The sequence below is a fragment of the Actinophytocola algeriensis genome (genome assembly GCF_014203735.1).
Taxonomy (GTDB): domain Bacteria; phylum Actinomycetota; class Actinomycetes; order Mycobacteriales; family Pseudonocardiaceae; genus Actinophytocola; species Actinophytocola algeriensis.
In genome coordinates, this window is the sequence record NZ_JACHJQ010000006.1 from 548,667 (window position 1) to 563,245 (window position 14,579).

Genomic DNA, 14,579 nt, shown 5'->3' on the forward strand with positions numbered 1-14,579 from the left:
GCGATGACGGACACGCGGGACACCCAGCCCCGGATGGGGTTCTTCACCGACACGAGCGTGTGCATCGGCTGCAAGGCCTGCGAGGTGGCGTGCAAGGAGTGGAACGCCGTCCCCGGCCCGGCCGGCTCGGCCGGACTGAACTTCACCGGCGACTCCTACGACAACACCGGTGGCCTCGGCGCGGACACGTGGCGGCACGTCGCGTTCATCGAGCAGCGCACACCACCGGGCGGCCAGGAGAACATCGGGTCCACTGTGGACCTGGGGATGCCGGGAATGCCCGGCGAGCACGACCGGTCGGAGTTCCGCTGGCTGATGGCGTCGGACGTGTGCAAGCACTGCACGCACGCCGCGTGCCTGGACGTGTGCCCGACGGGTGCGTTGTTCCGCACCGAGTTCGGCACGGTCGTCGTGCAGGAGGACATCTGCAACGGCTGCGGGTACTGCGTGCCCGCGTGCCCGTACGGGGTGATCGACCAGCGCGAGGACGACGGGCGGGTCTGGAAGTGCACGATGTGCTACGACCGGCTCGGCGCGGGCCAGGAACCGGCGTGCGCCAAGGCGTGCCCGACGGACTCCATCCAGTTCGGTGAGCTGGACGTGCTGCGGGCACGGGCCGACGAGCGGCTGGCACAGCTGCACGAGGCGGGCGTCGGCGACGCGCGGCTGTACGGCCGCGACCCGGCCGACGGTGTCGGCGGCAACGGCGCGTTCTTCCTGCTGCTGGACGAGCCGGAGGTGTACGGCCTGCCGCCCGCGCCGGTGGTGACGACCCGCGACCTGCCTGCGATGTGGCGTCGCGCGGGCGCCGCGGCGGCGACCCTGCTGGTCGGCCTGGCGGCCACGTTCCTCGGGAGGAAGCGATGACCGACGTCCGCGCCGACGCGACCGCACCCCCGGACCGCACCGCGGTCACCGGCCGGCGCCGCCGTGGCCGCCGTGGCCGCGGCGAACAGCCGATGGTGCCGGACGCGTCGTTCCAGTCCTACTACGGCAGGCCGGTGCTGAAGAAACCGACGTGGGAGGCCCGCGACATCGCGGGGTACCTCTTCCTCGGCGGCCTGGCCGGCGCGTCGTCGGTGCTGGCGGCGGGCGCGCAGCTCACGAACCGGCCGGGGCTGGCCCGCGGCGCGAAGACCGGTGCGCTCGTGGGGATCTCGGGGTCGCTGTTCGCGCTGGTGCACGACCTGGGCCGCCCGGCACGGTTCCTGTACATGCTGCGCATGGTCAAACCGACGTCGCCGATGAGCATCGGCACGTGGCTCCTCATGGCGTACGGCCCGGCCGCAGGCGCGGCGGCGGTGTCCGAGTGGACGGGCGTCATGCCCCGCGCGGGGCGCGCCGCGGCACTGGCCGCGGGCGTGGTGGGCCCGGCGGTGGCGGCGTACACGGCGCCGCTGATGGCGAACACGGCAGTCCCGGCGTGGCATGGCGGACATCGGGAACTGCCGTTCGTGTTCGTCGGCTCGGCGGCCGCCGCGGCGGGTGGCCTGGGCATGGTGACGGCACCCGTGTCGGAAGCGGGCCCAGCCCGGCGGGCGGCCGTACTGGGCGCCGCACTGGAGGTGGCGGCCGCGAAACGCATGGCACGCGGCATGGGCCTGGCCGCCGAACCACTGCACACCGGCCGAGGGGGCAGCCTCATGAAGGCGGCCGAGATCCTCACGGTCGCCGGCGCGGTGGCCGGCGGCGTACTCGGCCGCAGGTCCCGCACGGCGGCGGTCCTGGGCGGCCTGGCGAGCCTGGCGGGTTCGGCGTGCACGCGGTTCGGCGTCTTCCATGCGGGCGTCCAGTCCGCCGAGGACCCGAAGTACACCGTCCGGCCACAGCGCGAACGGCTCAGGGACCAGTAGCGACCGGAACGCTGATCTTGTGCTCCCTGAGCCCGAGATCGGCGCGCGCACAACGGAAGAACTCGCCCCGCGCCTCGTTGTGGGCGGTGAACACGGCGACCACGTCGTGGTCGTCGGCCGGTCCGCCGCGGGCGATCTTCTCCAGCCGCCACGCGACCTGGTGCCAGGCGCGGCCCGCCTCGATCACGGAGTTGCTCCCCAGCAGCTGGATGCTCTCCCACTTCACCGACCGCTCGTGCTCCGCCTCCGCCAGCTGGGCGAGCCCGGTCTCCGGATCGAGCGGTTGCCCGCCGGCGGGCAGCCCGCGGAACGCCACCATGCGGGACGAGACGTGGACGCAGTTCTTCACCGCGTTGGCGTAGTCGATGTAGGAGTTCACCCGCCGGTCGTCCCAGCGCGCCTCCTGGGCCCGCCGCCACCGGGTCCGTTCGTTCAGCGCCGTGACGGAGTAGGTCGCCGCGGCACCGAGGACGACACCGAGCAACGTGAACAGCTGGCTCATCCAGCGCACCTCCCGATGATCACTGTCGCCGCGAGGTCGTCGTCCGTTGCCACTTCCGGCGTGAGACCGGCCACGTGCAGCAGATCCACCGCCGCCGGGGTCTGGTGGGCGCTCATCTCGAACAGGAGGTGGCCGCCCGGCGCGAGCCACTCCCCGGCCCCCGCGACCACCCGGCGCAGCACGTCCAGCCCGTCCGCGCCGCCGTCCAGCGCCACCAGTGGTTCGTACACGCGGGCCTCCGGCGGCAGCATGGCCACCTCATCCGACGGCACGTACGGCACGTTCACCACCAGCACGTCGACCCGGCCCCGGAGCCGGTGCGGCAGGGCGTCGTAGAGATCCCCCTCGTACACCGCGCCGTGGACGTTGCGGCGCGCGCACCGGACCGCCGCCGGTTCGATGTCGGCGGCGGACAGGTCCACGTCCGGCACGGCCACGGCGATCGCCGCCGCCACCGCACCGGAGCCGCAGCACAGGTCCACCACCGCCGCGCCCGGGCGGGCGCGGCGGATCGCTTGCCGGGCAAGGAACTCCGTGCGCCGCCGGGGGACGAACACGCCCGGGTCGACGGCGATGCGCAGGCCGAGGAACGCGGCCCAGCCGAGCACGTGTTCCAGCGGTACCCCGGCCGCACGCCGGGCGGCCATCGTGGCGAGTTCGAGTGGGGTGCCTGCCGCTTCGAGGAGCAGCCGGGCCTCGTCCTCCGCGAACACGCAGCCCGCGGCGCGCAGCCGTGCGACGAGGTCAGTACTGAGATCAGAGGTCATGAGCGCCTTTCGCAATGGGCGCTCCCCCGGCTCTCCTAGGCCGTACGAGGTGAGAGCACCCAGCCAGCAACAGCGTTGATGGGACTCACCTCCCTGGGTCGAGCGGACGCGTCAACACTACCTCCCCGCGAGCCGGGCGAGGAATCCCCTCAGTCGATCTCGTGTGGACGGTGCGCTCCACAGCTGCTCGACGCCCGGATCGTCCTGTTCGCGCCGGGCCGCGATCCGCTCGTGCGCAGGCGCGTGCAGTTGCCGCTTCGCGAGCGCGTACACCTCGGGCGGTGCTGCCGTGAGCGCCGTCGCACGGGCGAGCGCATCGGGCAGCAGGTCATCGGACATGTCGACCAGCCCGATCCGGTGCGCCTCCTCGCGCGGCAACCGTTCCGCCGCCAGCACGAGCCGGCCGACGGCCGGGCCCACGGCGTGCCGCATGACCTCCAGCGGCACGGTCGGGAACGGCACCCCGGCCGCCAGCTCGGTCAGCCCGATGGTGCCGCCGGACATCAGCCGCACGTCGCACGCCGCCGCCAGCACACAGCCACCGGCGAGCGCGTGCCCGTTGACGGCGGCGACGACCGGGCGCGGGTGGTCGAACAGCGCCAGCACGGCGGTGCTCAGCGCGGGCAGGAACTCCGCGACGTACGGCGGCCCGCCGTCGCCGATCCGCTTCAGGTCGACCCCGGCGGAGAAGCAGCCGCCCGCGCCGGTGAGCACGACCGCGGCCGCGTCGGCGACCCCGGCCAGCGCACCGGGGAGCGCGGTGAGCAGCTCCAGGTCGAGCGCGTTGACCGGGCCGTGGGACAGGGTGAGGACGGCGGTGTCGCCGTGTTCTGTGGTCTCGAGCACGAGGTCAGCATGCCCTTTCGGGCAGCTTTTGGTGCGACGGATGGCGGTACGGCCACACAGGGGAAAGTCGTAAGGTTTCCTCGCTTCGGGGGCTCCTTGTCGATGCACGTCGTACGTACTGACCCCGGAGGTCATCCGTGAGTGAACGCACTGACACCGAGCTGGTGGCCGGTGTGCTCGCGGGCGACCGGGAGGCGTTCGCCGCGGTCTACGACCGCTACGCCAACCGGTTGCACGATTTCTGCTGGTCAGTGCTCCGCGACCGTGACGAGGCCGCGGACGCCGTCCAGGACACCTTCGTCCTCGCCGTCGAACGCCTCGTGCAGCTCAACGACCCGGAACGGCTCCGGCCCTGGCTGTACGCCATCGCACGCAGCGTGGCGTTGCGCAGGGTCCGGGTCCGCGGCCGCGTCGTGCTCGACGAGGTGGAGGACATGGCGGACACCGACCCGGGGCCGCACCGCGCGGCAGAACAACAGGCGCTGGCCGACCTCGTGTGGTCGGCGGCCGCGGGCCTGTCCGAGCGCGACCGCGCACTGCTCGACCTGCACCTGCGCCAGGGCCTGGACGGCGCGGAGCTCGGCGAGGCCATGGGTGTCAGCGCCAACCACGCGTACGTGCTGCTCACCCGGCTCCGCGACCAGGTGGAACGGTCGCTCGGCGCGCTGCTCATCGCCCGCCTCGGCCGCAGGGACTGCACCGAGCTCGACACCCTCCTCGCCGACTGGGACGGCCGCTTCTCCCCGCTCATGCGCAAACGCGTCGCCCGGCACGTCGACGCGTGCGAGGTCTGCTCGGAGCGGCGACGGGTGGCGGTCAGCCCGCTGGCCCTGCTCGCCGGGGTGCCGCTGCTGCCCGCGCCGCTGTTCCTCAAGGACCGCGTGATGGCCGAGGTACAGCTCGTGTCCTCGGACCGGACCGTCGTGACGCCCATGGCCCCTCGGCCACCGAAGTCCCGCCGCGGGCGCGTGGTCGCCGCGGGGGTCGCGGTGCTGGCACTGCTGGCCGCCGGTTCCGTGGTCGCGTACTGGCGCAGTGGCGAGCCCCTCGAAGGCGAGCCACTGGCACTCGAGAACACGGTCCCGTCCACGACCACGTCCGGCGACCGCACCACGACCACCACGGCGGCCTCCACAGCCCCCACGACCACCACGACGACGACGCCCATCACCACGACAACGACTACCACGCGGCGCACCACCACGACAACGACGAACGTGGCTCAGCCTCCGCCCGTGCCACCGGATCCGCCTGAGCCGCCGGAGCCACCCCGCGACACCACGCAGCCGGTGGTCGGCAGCGCCGCCGCGGGCGGCGACATCTACGTCATCCAGTGCGGGCAGCCGACCACGACCTCGATCACCGCGTCCGCCACCGACAACGTCGGCGTCACCACGATGATGTTGCGCTGGACGGACCCGGCCGGTGTGCCCGGCAGCACGGCGATGCAGTTCATCCGCGGTGCGTGGCGGGCCACTCTGGGCCCGTTCTCGAACTCCGGCGACGTGCCGTGGACGGTCACGGCTTCCGACGCGGAGGGCAACACCGGCAGCCGCTCCGGTGAGACCGCCGTGTACTGCCCTGTCATCGGGTGATGGTCCCTTCGTAACACTCGGTGCGATGAAGGACCCCTTCGTTGCGCTCAACGCCATGAAGGACCCCTTCATCGCTGCCGACGTGATGAAGGGGTCCTTCATGAGATCGGCAACGCCTCGTCATCGGCCCCAAAAAAGTTCTCCGGAAAAGTTGTAAGGCCTTCCCACCTCCTCGGCTCATACCTGGCGACACACCGTCAACCAGGAGGAACCGATGAAGAAGACCGTGCTGACGACCGCGATCCTGTTGGGCACGCTGCTGTCCGGTGCCGGAGTGGCGGTCGCCGCGCCGCCGTTCGGGGGGCCGACCGACATCGTGGCGCCGACCGCGACGACAGAGCCCGATCCGGAGCCGTGCAAGCCGATCACCTGCGAGATCACGCTGCCGACGCCGGACGAGCTGCCCACCGACGTCGCGAACCCGACCGAGAACCCGGACCCGGACCCGACCTTCCCGACCGGGCCGACGGACATCGCGAACCCCACGGAGAACCCGGACCCGACCGACCCGCCGGAGCCCACTGAGCCGCCGGTCACCACGACGACCCCGGTGCCCCCGGTCGAGCAGCCGAAGAACCCGCCGTCGGGCGTGCCGACCCCGAACCGCATCGACACCGGTGCGGGTCCGGCCGACCCGGTGGACTGGTGGCTGATCGCGCTGCCCGCGCTGGCGCTGCTCGGTCTCGCGGCGACCGGTGCGTGGCTGGTGATCCAGCGCAGCGAACGGCGTTCGTGATGAAGGTCGTGACCTGGGTGGCGGCCGTGCTGGTCGCGGTCGTCGCCGTCGTACTCGTCGGCACGCAGCTGCGCGAGGTGTCGACGGCGGCGACCGCCCCACCCGTGACGACCCCGCCGCCCGCCGATCCCGGCGACCCGCTGCGGGTCACCATCCCGGCGATCGGCGTGGACGCGGCGCTGGTGCCGGTCGGGCTGAAGCCGGACGGTGCGGTGCAGACGCCGGACTTCGGGCTCGCCGCGTGGTACTCGCCGGGCCCGCGCCCCGGCGAGGCGGGGCCGTCGGTCGTGCTCGCGCACGTGGACTCGGCGGCGAACGGGCCGGACGTGTTCTTCCGGCTGAACGAACTGGCGGCGGGCGACGAGGTGGTCGTCCACTACCGCACGAGCGCGGTGACGTTCGTCGTCACCGGCAAGGAGCAGACCGCGAAGACCGCGCTGCCCACGGAAAAGATCTGGAACGGCGCGAGCGCGCCGGTCCTCCGGCTCATCACCTGCGGCGGCGGGTTCGACCGTGCCGCGCGCAGCTACCTCGACAACGTCATCGTCTACGCCGACCAGCTCGGCTGATGTGGGGAGACAGCAATGATGGCAACCACCCGCACCCAGGTCCTGGTCCGCGCGACCGACCCGATCCTGCAGAACGGGGTGTCCGCGGCACTGCGCACCCGCCAGGAGGTCTGGCTCGCCGGTGACGACGCCGACCCGGCGGCGACGGTCGCGCTGGTCGCCGCCGACCGGTTCGACGAGCGCGCCGCGCAGCTGCTGCGCGTGTTGCAGGGCGGCGGTTTCACCCGGATCGTCCTGGTTTCCGGCGAGATGGCCGAGGCCGAGATCCTGACGGCCATCGAGGCCGGCGTGTGCGCGGTCGCGCGCCGCGCGGAAGCGACGCCCGAGGTGTTGGTGCGCCTGGTCAAGGCGGCGGAGGCCGGTGAGGGTGCGCTGCCGCCGGACCTGCTGGGGCGGCTGCTGAACCGGGTGTCGCGGCTGCAGCGGCACGTGCTCGAGCCGCGTGGGCTGCAGCTCGCGGGCATCACGAACCGCGAGGGGGAGGTGCTGCGGCTGGTGGCGTCCGGGCTGTCGACGCAGGAGATCGCGGAGAAGCTCTGCTACTCGCAGCGCACGGTGAAGAGCATCATCCACGACGTCACGAACCGGTTCCAGCTGAAGAACCGGGCGCACGCGGTGGCGTACGCCCTGAAGGAGGGCCTGATCTAGGGGCTTGTGTTCATTGTGGTCACTGTAAGTGTGACGAAGCCGCGTGTACGCTCCCCCGCAACCCTTCTGCGCAGGTCAGAACGATGCGGGGGATACCCGGTGGTAACCGGCCGACACGCCGGTGTGAAGGTGTTGCGCGATGGCAGTAATCTGCTGCCTGCGTGGACGTTGCTCCACGCGGGGTTTCGCGGCAAGATCACCGGGTCTCCCGAGGTTGGGAAGTGAAGGAATCCGTGCGCGATCAGACGGTGCAGGTGGACGACCTGAAACTCGTCGCGCTGCCGAGCGCCGTGAACTGCGCCGACCTCTTCGTGCGGTTCACGCTCACGGAGTGGCGCGTCGAGTCGATGGTGACTGAGGTACGGCGCACCGCGGAGGCGCTGGTCAGGGCGGTGGTGGGCGACGCGAAGCCCACCTCGACACCGACCATGCTGCTCTTCCGGCTGCGCCTGTCCGGCAGCTCCTTGGCGGTCGAGATCGAGGACGACCGCGCCACTCCGGCCCTCGACGTGCCGAGATCACTGGCGGGCGCGAACAGCGGCGCACAGCTCCTGTCGACGGGTAAGCAGCTGCTGTGGTGCGAGGTCCCGCTGCCTCAGGGCATGGATGCGACGGTCGTCCCGCTCCCCCGGCGCGGCACCACCCGCGCCGCGGCGGCCGCCGCGCCACCACCAGCGGAGATCGCCTCGGCGGACGACCTGTCCCCGGACGTCATGGAACGCATCCTGAAGGGCCTGCGCCGCGACCACGGCGACCCGCCGATGCGCATCTGAGCACTGCGGGCGACACGCGGGTTGTGCTGGGCGAACACGCGGGTTGTGCGCCGCCTACAGGGGCGGTCCCGGCGCACTAGGGTGGCCTTGTGACCATGCTTGCCGGGCGGTTGAACGCTGAAGCCGGGACGTTCGAGATGAAGCAGGTGCCGGTGCCGGAGCCGGGTCCCGGCGAGGTGCGCATCCGCGTCCGCGCCGCCGGTGTCTGCCTCTCCGACGTGCACCTCATCGACGGCAGCCTGAAACCGGCGTTCCCGTCGGGCGAGGAAGTGACGCTGGGGCACGAGGTCGCGGGCGAGATCGACGTCGTCGGACCGGACGTACCGGACACGTGGCAGCCCGGCGCCAGGGTCACGCTCGCGGCCGGTGAGCGGTGCGGCGTGTGTCCACAGTGCACCCGGTTCCGCGAGCCGTGCCTCGCCGTGCGCACTCGCGGCGTCGACTACGACGGCGGCTGGGCCGAGTACGCCACCGCGACCCACCACACGCTCGTCGCGATCCCCGACTCGCTTCCCTTCGAACAGGCCGCGATCGTGCCCGACGCGGTGTCCACGCCATGGGGCGCGGTCGCGGGCACCGGGCGCGCCGAACCCGGGCGTCCGGCGGGCGTGTGGGGTGTCGGCGGGCTGGGCGCGCACGCCGTGCAGTTGCTGCGGCTGCTGGGCGCGGCCCCGATCGTCGCGGTCGATCCGCTCGAGTCGGCACGCGGCAGGGCGCTGGAGTTCGGCGCGGACTTCGCGTTCGACCCCGCCGATCCCGAGTTCGGCGACAAGGTGCTCGCCGCCACCGGCGGGAACGGGCTCGACGTCGCCTACGACATGGCGGGTGTCGCCGCGGTCCGCGGCCAGGCGCTGAAAACCCTGGCCAGGAAAGGCAGGCTGGTGCTCGTCGGGCTCACCCCGGAGCCACTGGCCGTGAAGAACAGCATCGCGCTGAGCGTCCGCGGGCTGCAGGTGCTCGGCCACTACGGCTCGGCGTCCGGCGACGTGGAACGGCTCATCGACCTCACCCGCCACGGCCGCCTCGACCTGTCCCGGTCGATCAGCGGCACCATGCCGCTCGCCGAGGCACCCGCCGCCGTGCGGGCCCTCACCGACAAGACCGGCGACCCGATCCGGTTGATCCTGGTGCCATGACCGGCTTCGCAGCGCACACCGGCGACCTCTACGGGTTCGAGGAGCAGCTCTCCGACGCGGAACGCGCGATCGTCCTGCGGGTGCGGGAGTTCCTGCAGGCCGAGGTCGCGCCGATCGCCACCGAGTACTGGGAGCGCGCCGAGTTCCCGTTCCAGGTCATCGACGGTTTCCGCGCCCTCGACACCGCGGGCCTGATGTACGACGGGATGGCCGCGCACCGCGGCACCCGCCTGCTGACCGGGTTCATCGCGCTGGAGATCGGCCGCGTCGACCCGTCCATGAACACCTTCTACGGCGTCCACACCGGACTCGCCATGGGCAGCGTCGACCGCTGCGGCTCACCGGAGCAGCGCGAGCGGTGGCTGCCTGCCATGGCACGCATGGAGAAGATCGGCGCGTTCGCGCTGACCGAGCCGCACGGCGGGTCCGACGTGGCAGGTGGCCTGGAGACCACGGCCCGCCGCGACGGCGACACGTGGCTGCTCAACGGCGCGAAGCGGTGGATCGGCAACGCCACGTTCGCCGACCTCGTCGTCGTCTGGGCCCGCGACGAAGAAGACGACCAGGTCAAGGGGTTCGTCGTCGAGAAGGGCACGCCCGGCTTCACCGCCACGAAGATCGGGGGCAAGGTCGCGCTGCGGACCGTGCAGAACGCGGACATCGTCCTGGCCGACTGCGTGGTGCCGGAGGAGAACCGGCTGCGGCGCGCGAACTCGTTCCGCGACACCGGCGACGTGCTGCGCCAGACCCGCGGCGGGGTCGCGTGGGGCGCGGTCGGCTGCATGATGGGTGCCTACGAGGCCGCGCTGCGCTACGCGGGCGAGCGGGTGCAGTTCGGCAGGCCCATCGCGGGTTTCCAGCTGGTGCAGGACCACCTGGCGACGATGCTCGGCAACGTGACGTCGTCGCTCGCGATGGTCGTCGGCCTGGCCGGCCTGCAGGACCGCGGCGTCAACAAGGACGAGCACGCCGCGCTCGCGAAGTCGGTGGTGTCCACGCGGATGCGCGAGACGGTGGCGCTCGCGCGGGAAGTGCTGGGCGGCAACGGGATCCTGCTGGAGAACGACGTGGCGCGGTACATGGCCGACGCGGAGGCGCTGTACTCCTACGAGGGCACCAGGGAGATCAACCAGCTGATCGTCGGCCGCGCGGTCACGGGGTTGAGCGCGTTCGTTCGCTGACGACGACACGGCGTGCCAGTTCCACGCGGGAGCGCACCCCGAGCGTGGTGAAGATGTTGCGCAGGTGGTGGTCCACGGTCCGGTGGCTGATCACGAGGCGCCGCGCGATCTCCTTGTTCGTCTCCCCGGCCGCGACGAGCCGCGTGATCGCCGCCTGCTGCGGGGTGAGCCCGGCGAGCGACTGGTGCGGCGCGGCGACGGTCTCGCCGGTGGCCCGCAGGCCCGCACGGGCACGTTCGACGTACCTCGGCGCGCCCACGTTCTCGAAGCCCCGCAAGGCGTCGCGGAACTGGTCGCGTGCGTCGCGGGTGCGCCGGTGGCGGCGCAGGAGCGTCGCGTAGGCGAGCTGGGTGCGGGCCAGCTCCATGCCGCTGCCCGCGCGCCGGTGGCAGTCGATCGCTCGGCGGAAGTGGAACTCCGCCTCGGCGGTGTCCGATGTGGTCAGCGCGTGGCAGCGGTGGGACAGCGCCAGCCAGGTCGGGCTGCCACCGGTACGCGTCCAGCGGTCGAAGATGTCGAGCGCCGCCCGCGCGCGCTCCGGGCGCGCCACGAGCACCGCCGCCTCGACGAGCTGCGGCGTGGCGAGGACCCGGATCGCGGGCTGGTCCCCCGCCACGCCCGCGGCGAGGTCCTCGAGCCTGCCGAGCGCGTCGTCGGGCCGGTCCTCGGCGAGGTCGAGGCAGGCGTGCGCCCACGCGGCCACGGCGGCCGGCCTGCCCAGCCCGCGCTCGGCGATGCCGCCCGCCGCCTCGTCCAGTTCCGCTGCCCGGTCGCCGAGTAGCGCGGCGGCGAGCCCGAGCAGCGTCAGGTGCTCCATGCGCAGGTTGTGCGGCGCGGACAGCCCGTCCCGGGACGCCGCTTTGGCGCAGGGGATCCGGTCGAGCACGATGGCGGACAGGGAGAAGAACACCAGCGCCCACGGCAGCTCCGCGTGCCGCTTCCCGAGCCGGGCCCGGCCGACCGCGGCGGCCGCGCACTCGTGGGCCTGCTCGACGTGACCGCGCGCGAAGGCGGCCTCGGCGGCCCAGACCGCACCGGCCACGTCGGTGGCCGCCATGCCCCGCCGCACGGTCTCGTCGAGCGGCTCCGCCGCGTCGTCGTGCCGTCCGGCGAAGATCGCGGTGAACCCGCGGAAGTGCGCGTCGACCAGGCCGCCCCCGCCAGCCAGCTCGAGGCCGAGCCTGCGGTAGCCGCGCAGGTCACCACCCAGCCTGCGCGCCTCGCCTGCCAACAGCAGCGCGGGCGCCGGGTCGGGCAGCAACGCCGCGGCCGTGGTCAGCTCGTGGGTGGCGACGGCCGGGTCGCCGTCGCGCAGCTCGATCTCCCCGTGCCGCAACGCGACCTCACCCGGCCGGGTGTCCACCCGGGACAGCAGCAGCCGCGCCCAGCCCGGCCTGCCCGCCTGCCACGCCGCGTCGACCGCGGCCAGCAGCCGGGTGGCCCGCAACGCCGGGTCGGCGGTCAGCGCCGCCGCCCGTTCCAGCTGCCGGGCGGCCGTCGCGTGGTCGGCGGCCGGGGCGGCCGCCAGCTCGTCGGCCAGTGTCGCGGACTGGGTCGCGGTCGCCATCGCGCGGTGCCACGTGCGGTCCGGCCCCTCCAGCGTGGACGCCAGGTGTGCGTGCGCGGCCCTGCGGTCGGCGAGCGAGGCCGCCGCGTACCACGTCGACCGGGTCGCCCTGCTCATGTCGGCGGGTGCCTCGGCGGCGTTCGCCAGCAGCCGGATCCGGTCCGCCTCGGACAGTTCCGCGAGCCGTGCGGCGTATCGGGACAGCCGCGACACGAGGACCGGCGACACCGGTTCCCGGCCGGCCGCCTGCGCCGCGGTCAGCGACTCCGCGAGTGCCACCAGGTCCGCCGGGTTGCCACCACCCAGCTCGACCAGCTGTGGCCGCACCCCGGCCGGCACCCCGCGGTCGCGCAGCAGCGCGTCCGCCGCGTCGTCGGTCAACGGGGTCAGCTCCACCGACTCGAACAGCTCGGACGGGGTCCTGGACGCCAGGACGACACCCACCGGGTGCCCCGCGAGCCGCCGGGCGGCGAACGCCAGCGCGGCACGGGATTCCTCGTCGAGCCACTGTGCGTCGTCCACCCAGCACAGCGTCGGCATCGACACCGTCGTCAGCATGCGGTGGACCGCGGGACCGTCCACCACCGCGGCACCGAACATCCGTTGCAGCGCGGCGAACGGCAGCGCACGTTCCGCCAGCAGGCCCGGCACACCGAGGACGCGGGTGCCCGTCGCGGCACGCAGGGCCGTCAGCAGCGCCGACTTGCCGAGCCCTTCCGCGCCGCGCACCAGCACCGCGCCGCCGACCACCGACCGCAGCCCGCCGAGCACGGCATCCCTGCCACGCAGCGGGTAGGCGGTCACGACAACCGGCTCCGCAGCTCGCGTTTGAGCACCTTCCCCGCCGCGGACACCGGGATCTGGTCGACGAAGACGACGTCCCGCAAACGCTTGTACGCGACCACCTGCTCGTTCACCACGGACATCAGGGAGTCCGCGGTGACCGCCTCGGACGCGGGCACCACGAACGCGACCGGCAGCTCACCGACGGACGGGTCCGGCTTGCCGACGACGGCCGCCGCGAGCACCCCCGGCTGTGCGGCCAGGATCTCCTCCAGCTCACGCGGGTAGACGTTGTAGCCCTTGTACAGCAGCATGTCCTTCATGCGGTCGACGATGGACAGGTAGCCGTCCTCGTCGAGCACGCCGACGTCACCGGTGTGCAGCCAGCCGTCCCTGATCACCTCGGCGGTCGCGTCGGGCCGGTTGTGATAGCCCGCCATGACCTGCGGGCCCTTGACGCAGACCTCGCCGCGCTCGCCGGCCGGCACCTCGGCGCCGGCCGAGTCGAGGATCCGCACCCGCGTGTCGAAGGTCGGCACGCCGACGGTGCCCACCTTCCGCACACCCGACCGGTGCACCGGGCCCAGCGTGGCGCCCATGGTGACCTCGGTGAGCCCGTAGCCCTCGGTCACCACGGCATCCGGTGCCAGCGCACGCATCCGGTTGATCATCTCGAGCGGCATCGGGGCGGCACCGGACGAGATCGTCCTGACGGTCGTCAGGTCGGTGGTGGCGATCGCCGGGTGGTTCAGCAGCGCCGCGAACAACGCGGGTGCGCCACCGATCGACGTGATCCGCAGCCGTTCGGCGTCGGCGAGGTAGGCACCAGGGTCGAGCCGGTCGTGCAGCACGGTCGTGTAACCCAGCAGCAGCAGGGCGTTCAGCCCGGCGATGGTGCCCATCGCGTGGAACCACGGCGTCAGGTTGATCGCGACCGACGTGCCGAGGCGGCTCGGGTACTCGTCCTCGGAGGCGACCTGGTCGAGCACGACACCGCCGTCCGCGTCGAGCGCGGGCACCGAACCGGATCCCCAGCACGCGTACTGCAGCGTGTTCACCACGACGTTGCGGTGCGGCAGGCGCACGCCCTTCGACTCGCCGGTCGTGCCGCCGGTGTAGGCGAGGTGCGCGAGGTCGCCGTACACGTCGATGTCGACGACCGGTGGCGCCGCCGGCTGTCCCGTGCACAACCCCGGCACGTCCGAGGGGCTCAGGGTCAGCACCGCGCCGGCGTCCGCGATCTGTTTGGCGGCGGCGGGTTCCGGCAGCAGCGGGTTCACCGGCACGAACACCGCGCCCGCGAGCAACGTGCCGTAGTAGGCGACCGGGTACTCCAGGCAGTTCGGCATCCGCAGCGCCACCCGGTCACCGGGCCGGACACCGCGCGCGAGGAGCCCGTGCGCGGCCTGCGCCGCCCGCTCACCCAGTTGGCGGTAGGTCACGGCCTCGGCGCCGCGGGAGAAGGCGACCCGGTCGCCGTAGCGGCGCGCCGCGCCCGCGAGGATGGCGCCGGCCGCGACTTCGGGATATACGAGCGATCCCGGGAGCCCGGGTGGCCAACTGACGTCCGTCCGGACGGGCATCGGCGCCTCCTTCGGTCACCCATGATGAAACACCGTGTAC

At 72.9% G+C, this 14,579-nt stretch carries 14 protein-coding genes; 9 read left to right on the plus strand and 5 right to left on the minus strand.

What is annotated here, in order from left to right:
* The first annotated feature begins 3 nt into the window (after window positions 1-3).
* Window positions 4-867: a 4Fe-4S dicluster domain-containing protein gene (locus FHR82_RS29440; protein ID WP_184813804.1), complete on the plus strand. Its 864-nt coding sequence runs from the start codon at window positions 4-6 to the stop codon at window positions 865-867.
* Window positions 864-1,853, plus strand: a complete 990-nt coding sequence (gene nrfD / locus FHR82_RS29445) for an NrfD/PsrC family molybdoenzyme membrane anchor subunit (RefSeq protein ID WP_184813805.1) — start codon at window positions 864-866, stop codon at window positions 1,851-1,853. The genes FHR82_RS29440 and nrfD overlap by 4 nt, the downstream gene beginning before the upstream one ends.
* On the opposite strand, the gene FHR82_RS29450 is transcribed toward nrfD, so the two are convergent.
* The 3 genes from FHR82_RS29450 to FHR82_RS29460 all read right to left on the minus strand — a co-directional run bounded on the left by FHR82_RS29450 (window position 1,840) and on the right by FHR82_RS29460 (window position 3,968).
* On the minus strand, window positions 1,840-2,355 hold the full coding sequence (locus tag FHR82_RS29450; protein ID WP_184813806.1) for a hypothetical protein: 516 nt from the start codon (window positions 2,353-2,355) through the stop codon (window positions 1,840-1,842). The two genes, nrfD and FHR82_RS29450, sit on opposite strands and share 14 nt — an antisense overlap.
* Entirely contained in the window at window positions 2,352-3,122 is a 771-nt protein-coding gene (locus tag FHR82_RS29455; RefSeq protein WP_184813807.1) for a putative protein N(5)-glutamine methyltransferase, read from the minus strand. Before FHR82_RS29455 ends, FHR82_RS29450 begins: the two co-directional genes overlap by 4 nt.
* A 117-nt stretch (window positions 3,123-3,239) precedes the next feature.
* Entirely contained in the window at window positions 3,240-3,968 is a 729-nt protein-coding gene (locus FHR82_RS29460; protein WP_311771334.1) for an enoyl-CoA hydratase/isomerase family protein, read from the minus strand.
* A 137-nt stretch (window positions 3,969-4,105) separates the two neighbouring features.
* On the opposite strand from FHR82_RS29460, the gene FHR82_RS29465 reads away from it, so the two are divergent.
* From FHR82_RS29465 to FHR82_RS29495, 7 genes are all read left to right on the plus strand, one after another.
* Complete coding sequence (locus FHR82_RS29465) at window positions 4,106-5,563, plus strand: RNA polymerase sigma factor (RefSeq protein WP_184813809.1); 1,458 nt, start codon at window positions 4,106-4,108, stop codon at window positions 5,561-5,563.
* A 214-nt stretch (window positions 5,564-5,777) separates the two neighbouring features.
* A complete protein-coding gene (locus tag FHR82_RS29470; protein ID WP_184813810.1) occupies window positions 5,778-6,299 on the plus strand; it encodes a hypothetical protein in 522 nt (173 codons plus the stop codon).
* Window positions 6,299-6,868 carry a sortase domain-containing protein gene (locus FHR82_RS29475; RefSeq protein WP_184813811.1) on the plus strand — a complete coding sequence of 190 codons (570 nt, stop codon included), beginning with the start codon at window positions 6,299-6,301 and terminating at the stop codon, window positions 6,866-6,868. Before FHR82_RS29470 ends, FHR82_RS29475 begins: the two co-directional genes overlap by 1 nt.
* A 15-nt stretch (window positions 6,869-6,883) precedes the next feature.
* Window positions 6,884-7,516: a response regulator transcription factor gene (locus FHR82_RS29480; RefSeq protein WP_184813812.1), complete on the plus strand. Its 633-nt coding sequence runs from the start codon at window positions 6,884-6,886 to the stop codon at window positions 7,514-7,516.
* A gap of 233 nt (window positions 7,517-7,749) precedes the next feature.
* Window positions 7,750-8,289 carry an ATP-binding protein gene (locus FHR82_RS29485; RefSeq protein WP_221464421.1) on the plus strand — a complete coding sequence of 180 codons (540 nt, stop codon included), beginning with the start codon at window positions 7,750-7,752 and terminating at the stop codon, window positions 8,287-8,289.
* A 95-nt stretch (window positions 8,290-8,384) separates the two neighbouring features.
* The gene (locus tag FHR82_RS29490) at window positions 8,385-9,425 is read left to right on the plus strand and encodes a zinc-binding dehydrogenase (protein ID WP_184814151.1); all 1,041 of its coding nucleotides are present in this window, start codon (window positions 8,385-8,387) and stop codon (window positions 9,423-9,425) included.
* Window positions 9,422-10,606 carry an acyl-CoA dehydrogenase family protein gene (locus FHR82_RS29495; protein ID WP_184813814.1) on the plus strand — a complete coding sequence of 395 codons (1,185 nt, stop codon included), beginning with the start codon at window positions 9,422-9,424 and terminating at the stop codon, window positions 10,604-10,606. The genes FHR82_RS29490 and FHR82_RS29495 overlap by 4 nt, the downstream gene beginning before the upstream one ends.
* On the opposite strand, the gene FHR82_RS29500 is transcribed toward FHR82_RS29495, so the two are convergent.
* Both FHR82_RS29500 and FHR82_RS29505 read right to left on the minus strand, forming a co-directional pair.
* Window positions 10,578-12,977 carry a helix-turn-helix transcriptional regulator gene (locus tag FHR82_RS29500; protein ID WP_184813815.1) on the minus strand — a complete coding sequence of 800 codons (2,400 nt, stop codon included), beginning with the start codon at window positions 12,975-12,977 and terminating at the stop codon, window positions 10,578-10,580. The genes FHR82_RS29495 and FHR82_RS29500 overlap by 29 nt on opposite strands.
* A complete protein-coding gene (locus tag FHR82_RS29505; protein ID WP_184813816.1) occupies window positions 12,974-14,539 on the minus strand; it encodes a class I adenylate-forming enzyme family protein in 1,566 nt (521 codons plus the stop codon). The genes FHR82_RS29500 and FHR82_RS29505 overlap by 4 nt, the downstream gene beginning before the upstream one ends.
* Window positions 14,540-14,579: the final 40 nt, after the last annotated feature.

Excerpts from the sequence above, each read along its gene's own strand:
- FHR82_RS29440 (WP_184813804.1), top strand. The coding sequence starts at position 4 with ATGACGGACACGCGGGACACCCAGCCCCGGATGGGGTTCTTCACCGAC.
- nrfD (WP_184813805.1), top strand. The coding sequence starts at position 864 with ATGACCGACGTCCGCGCCGACGCGACCGCACCCCCGGACCGCACCGCG.
- FHR82_RS29450 (WP_184813806.1), bottom strand. The coding sequence starts at position 2,355 with ATGAGCCAGCTGTTCACGTTGCTCGGTGTCGTCCTCGGTGCCGCGGCG.
- FHR82_RS29455 (WP_184813807.1), bottom strand. The coding sequence starts at position 3,122 with ATGACCTCTGATCTCAGTACTGACCTCGTCGCACGGCTGCGCGCCGCG.
- FHR82_RS29470 (WP_184813810.1), top strand. The coding sequence starts at position 5,778 with ATGAAGAAGACCGTGCTGACGACCGCGATCCTGTTGGGCACGCTGCTG.
- FHR82_RS29475 (WP_184813811.1), top strand. The coding sequence starts at position 6,299 with ATGAAGGTCGTGACCTGGGTGGCGGCCGTGCTGGTCGCGGTCGTCGCC.
- FHR82_RS29480 (WP_184813812.1), top strand. The coding sequence starts at position 6,884 with ATGATGGCAACCACCCGCACCCAGGTCCTGGTCCGCGCGACCGACCCG.
- FHR82_RS29490 (WP_184814151.1), top strand. The coding sequence starts at position 8,385 with ATGCTTGCCGGGCGGTTGAACGCTGAAGCCGGGACGTTCGAGATGAAG.
- FHR82_RS29495 (WP_184813814.1), top strand. The coding sequence starts at position 9,422 with ATGACCGGCTTCGCAGCGCACACCGGCGACCTCTACGGGTTCGAGGAG.
- FHR82_RS29505 (WP_184813816.1), bottom strand. The coding sequence starts at position 14,539 with ATGCCCGTCCGGACGGACGTCAGTTGGCCACCCGGGCTCCCGGGATCG.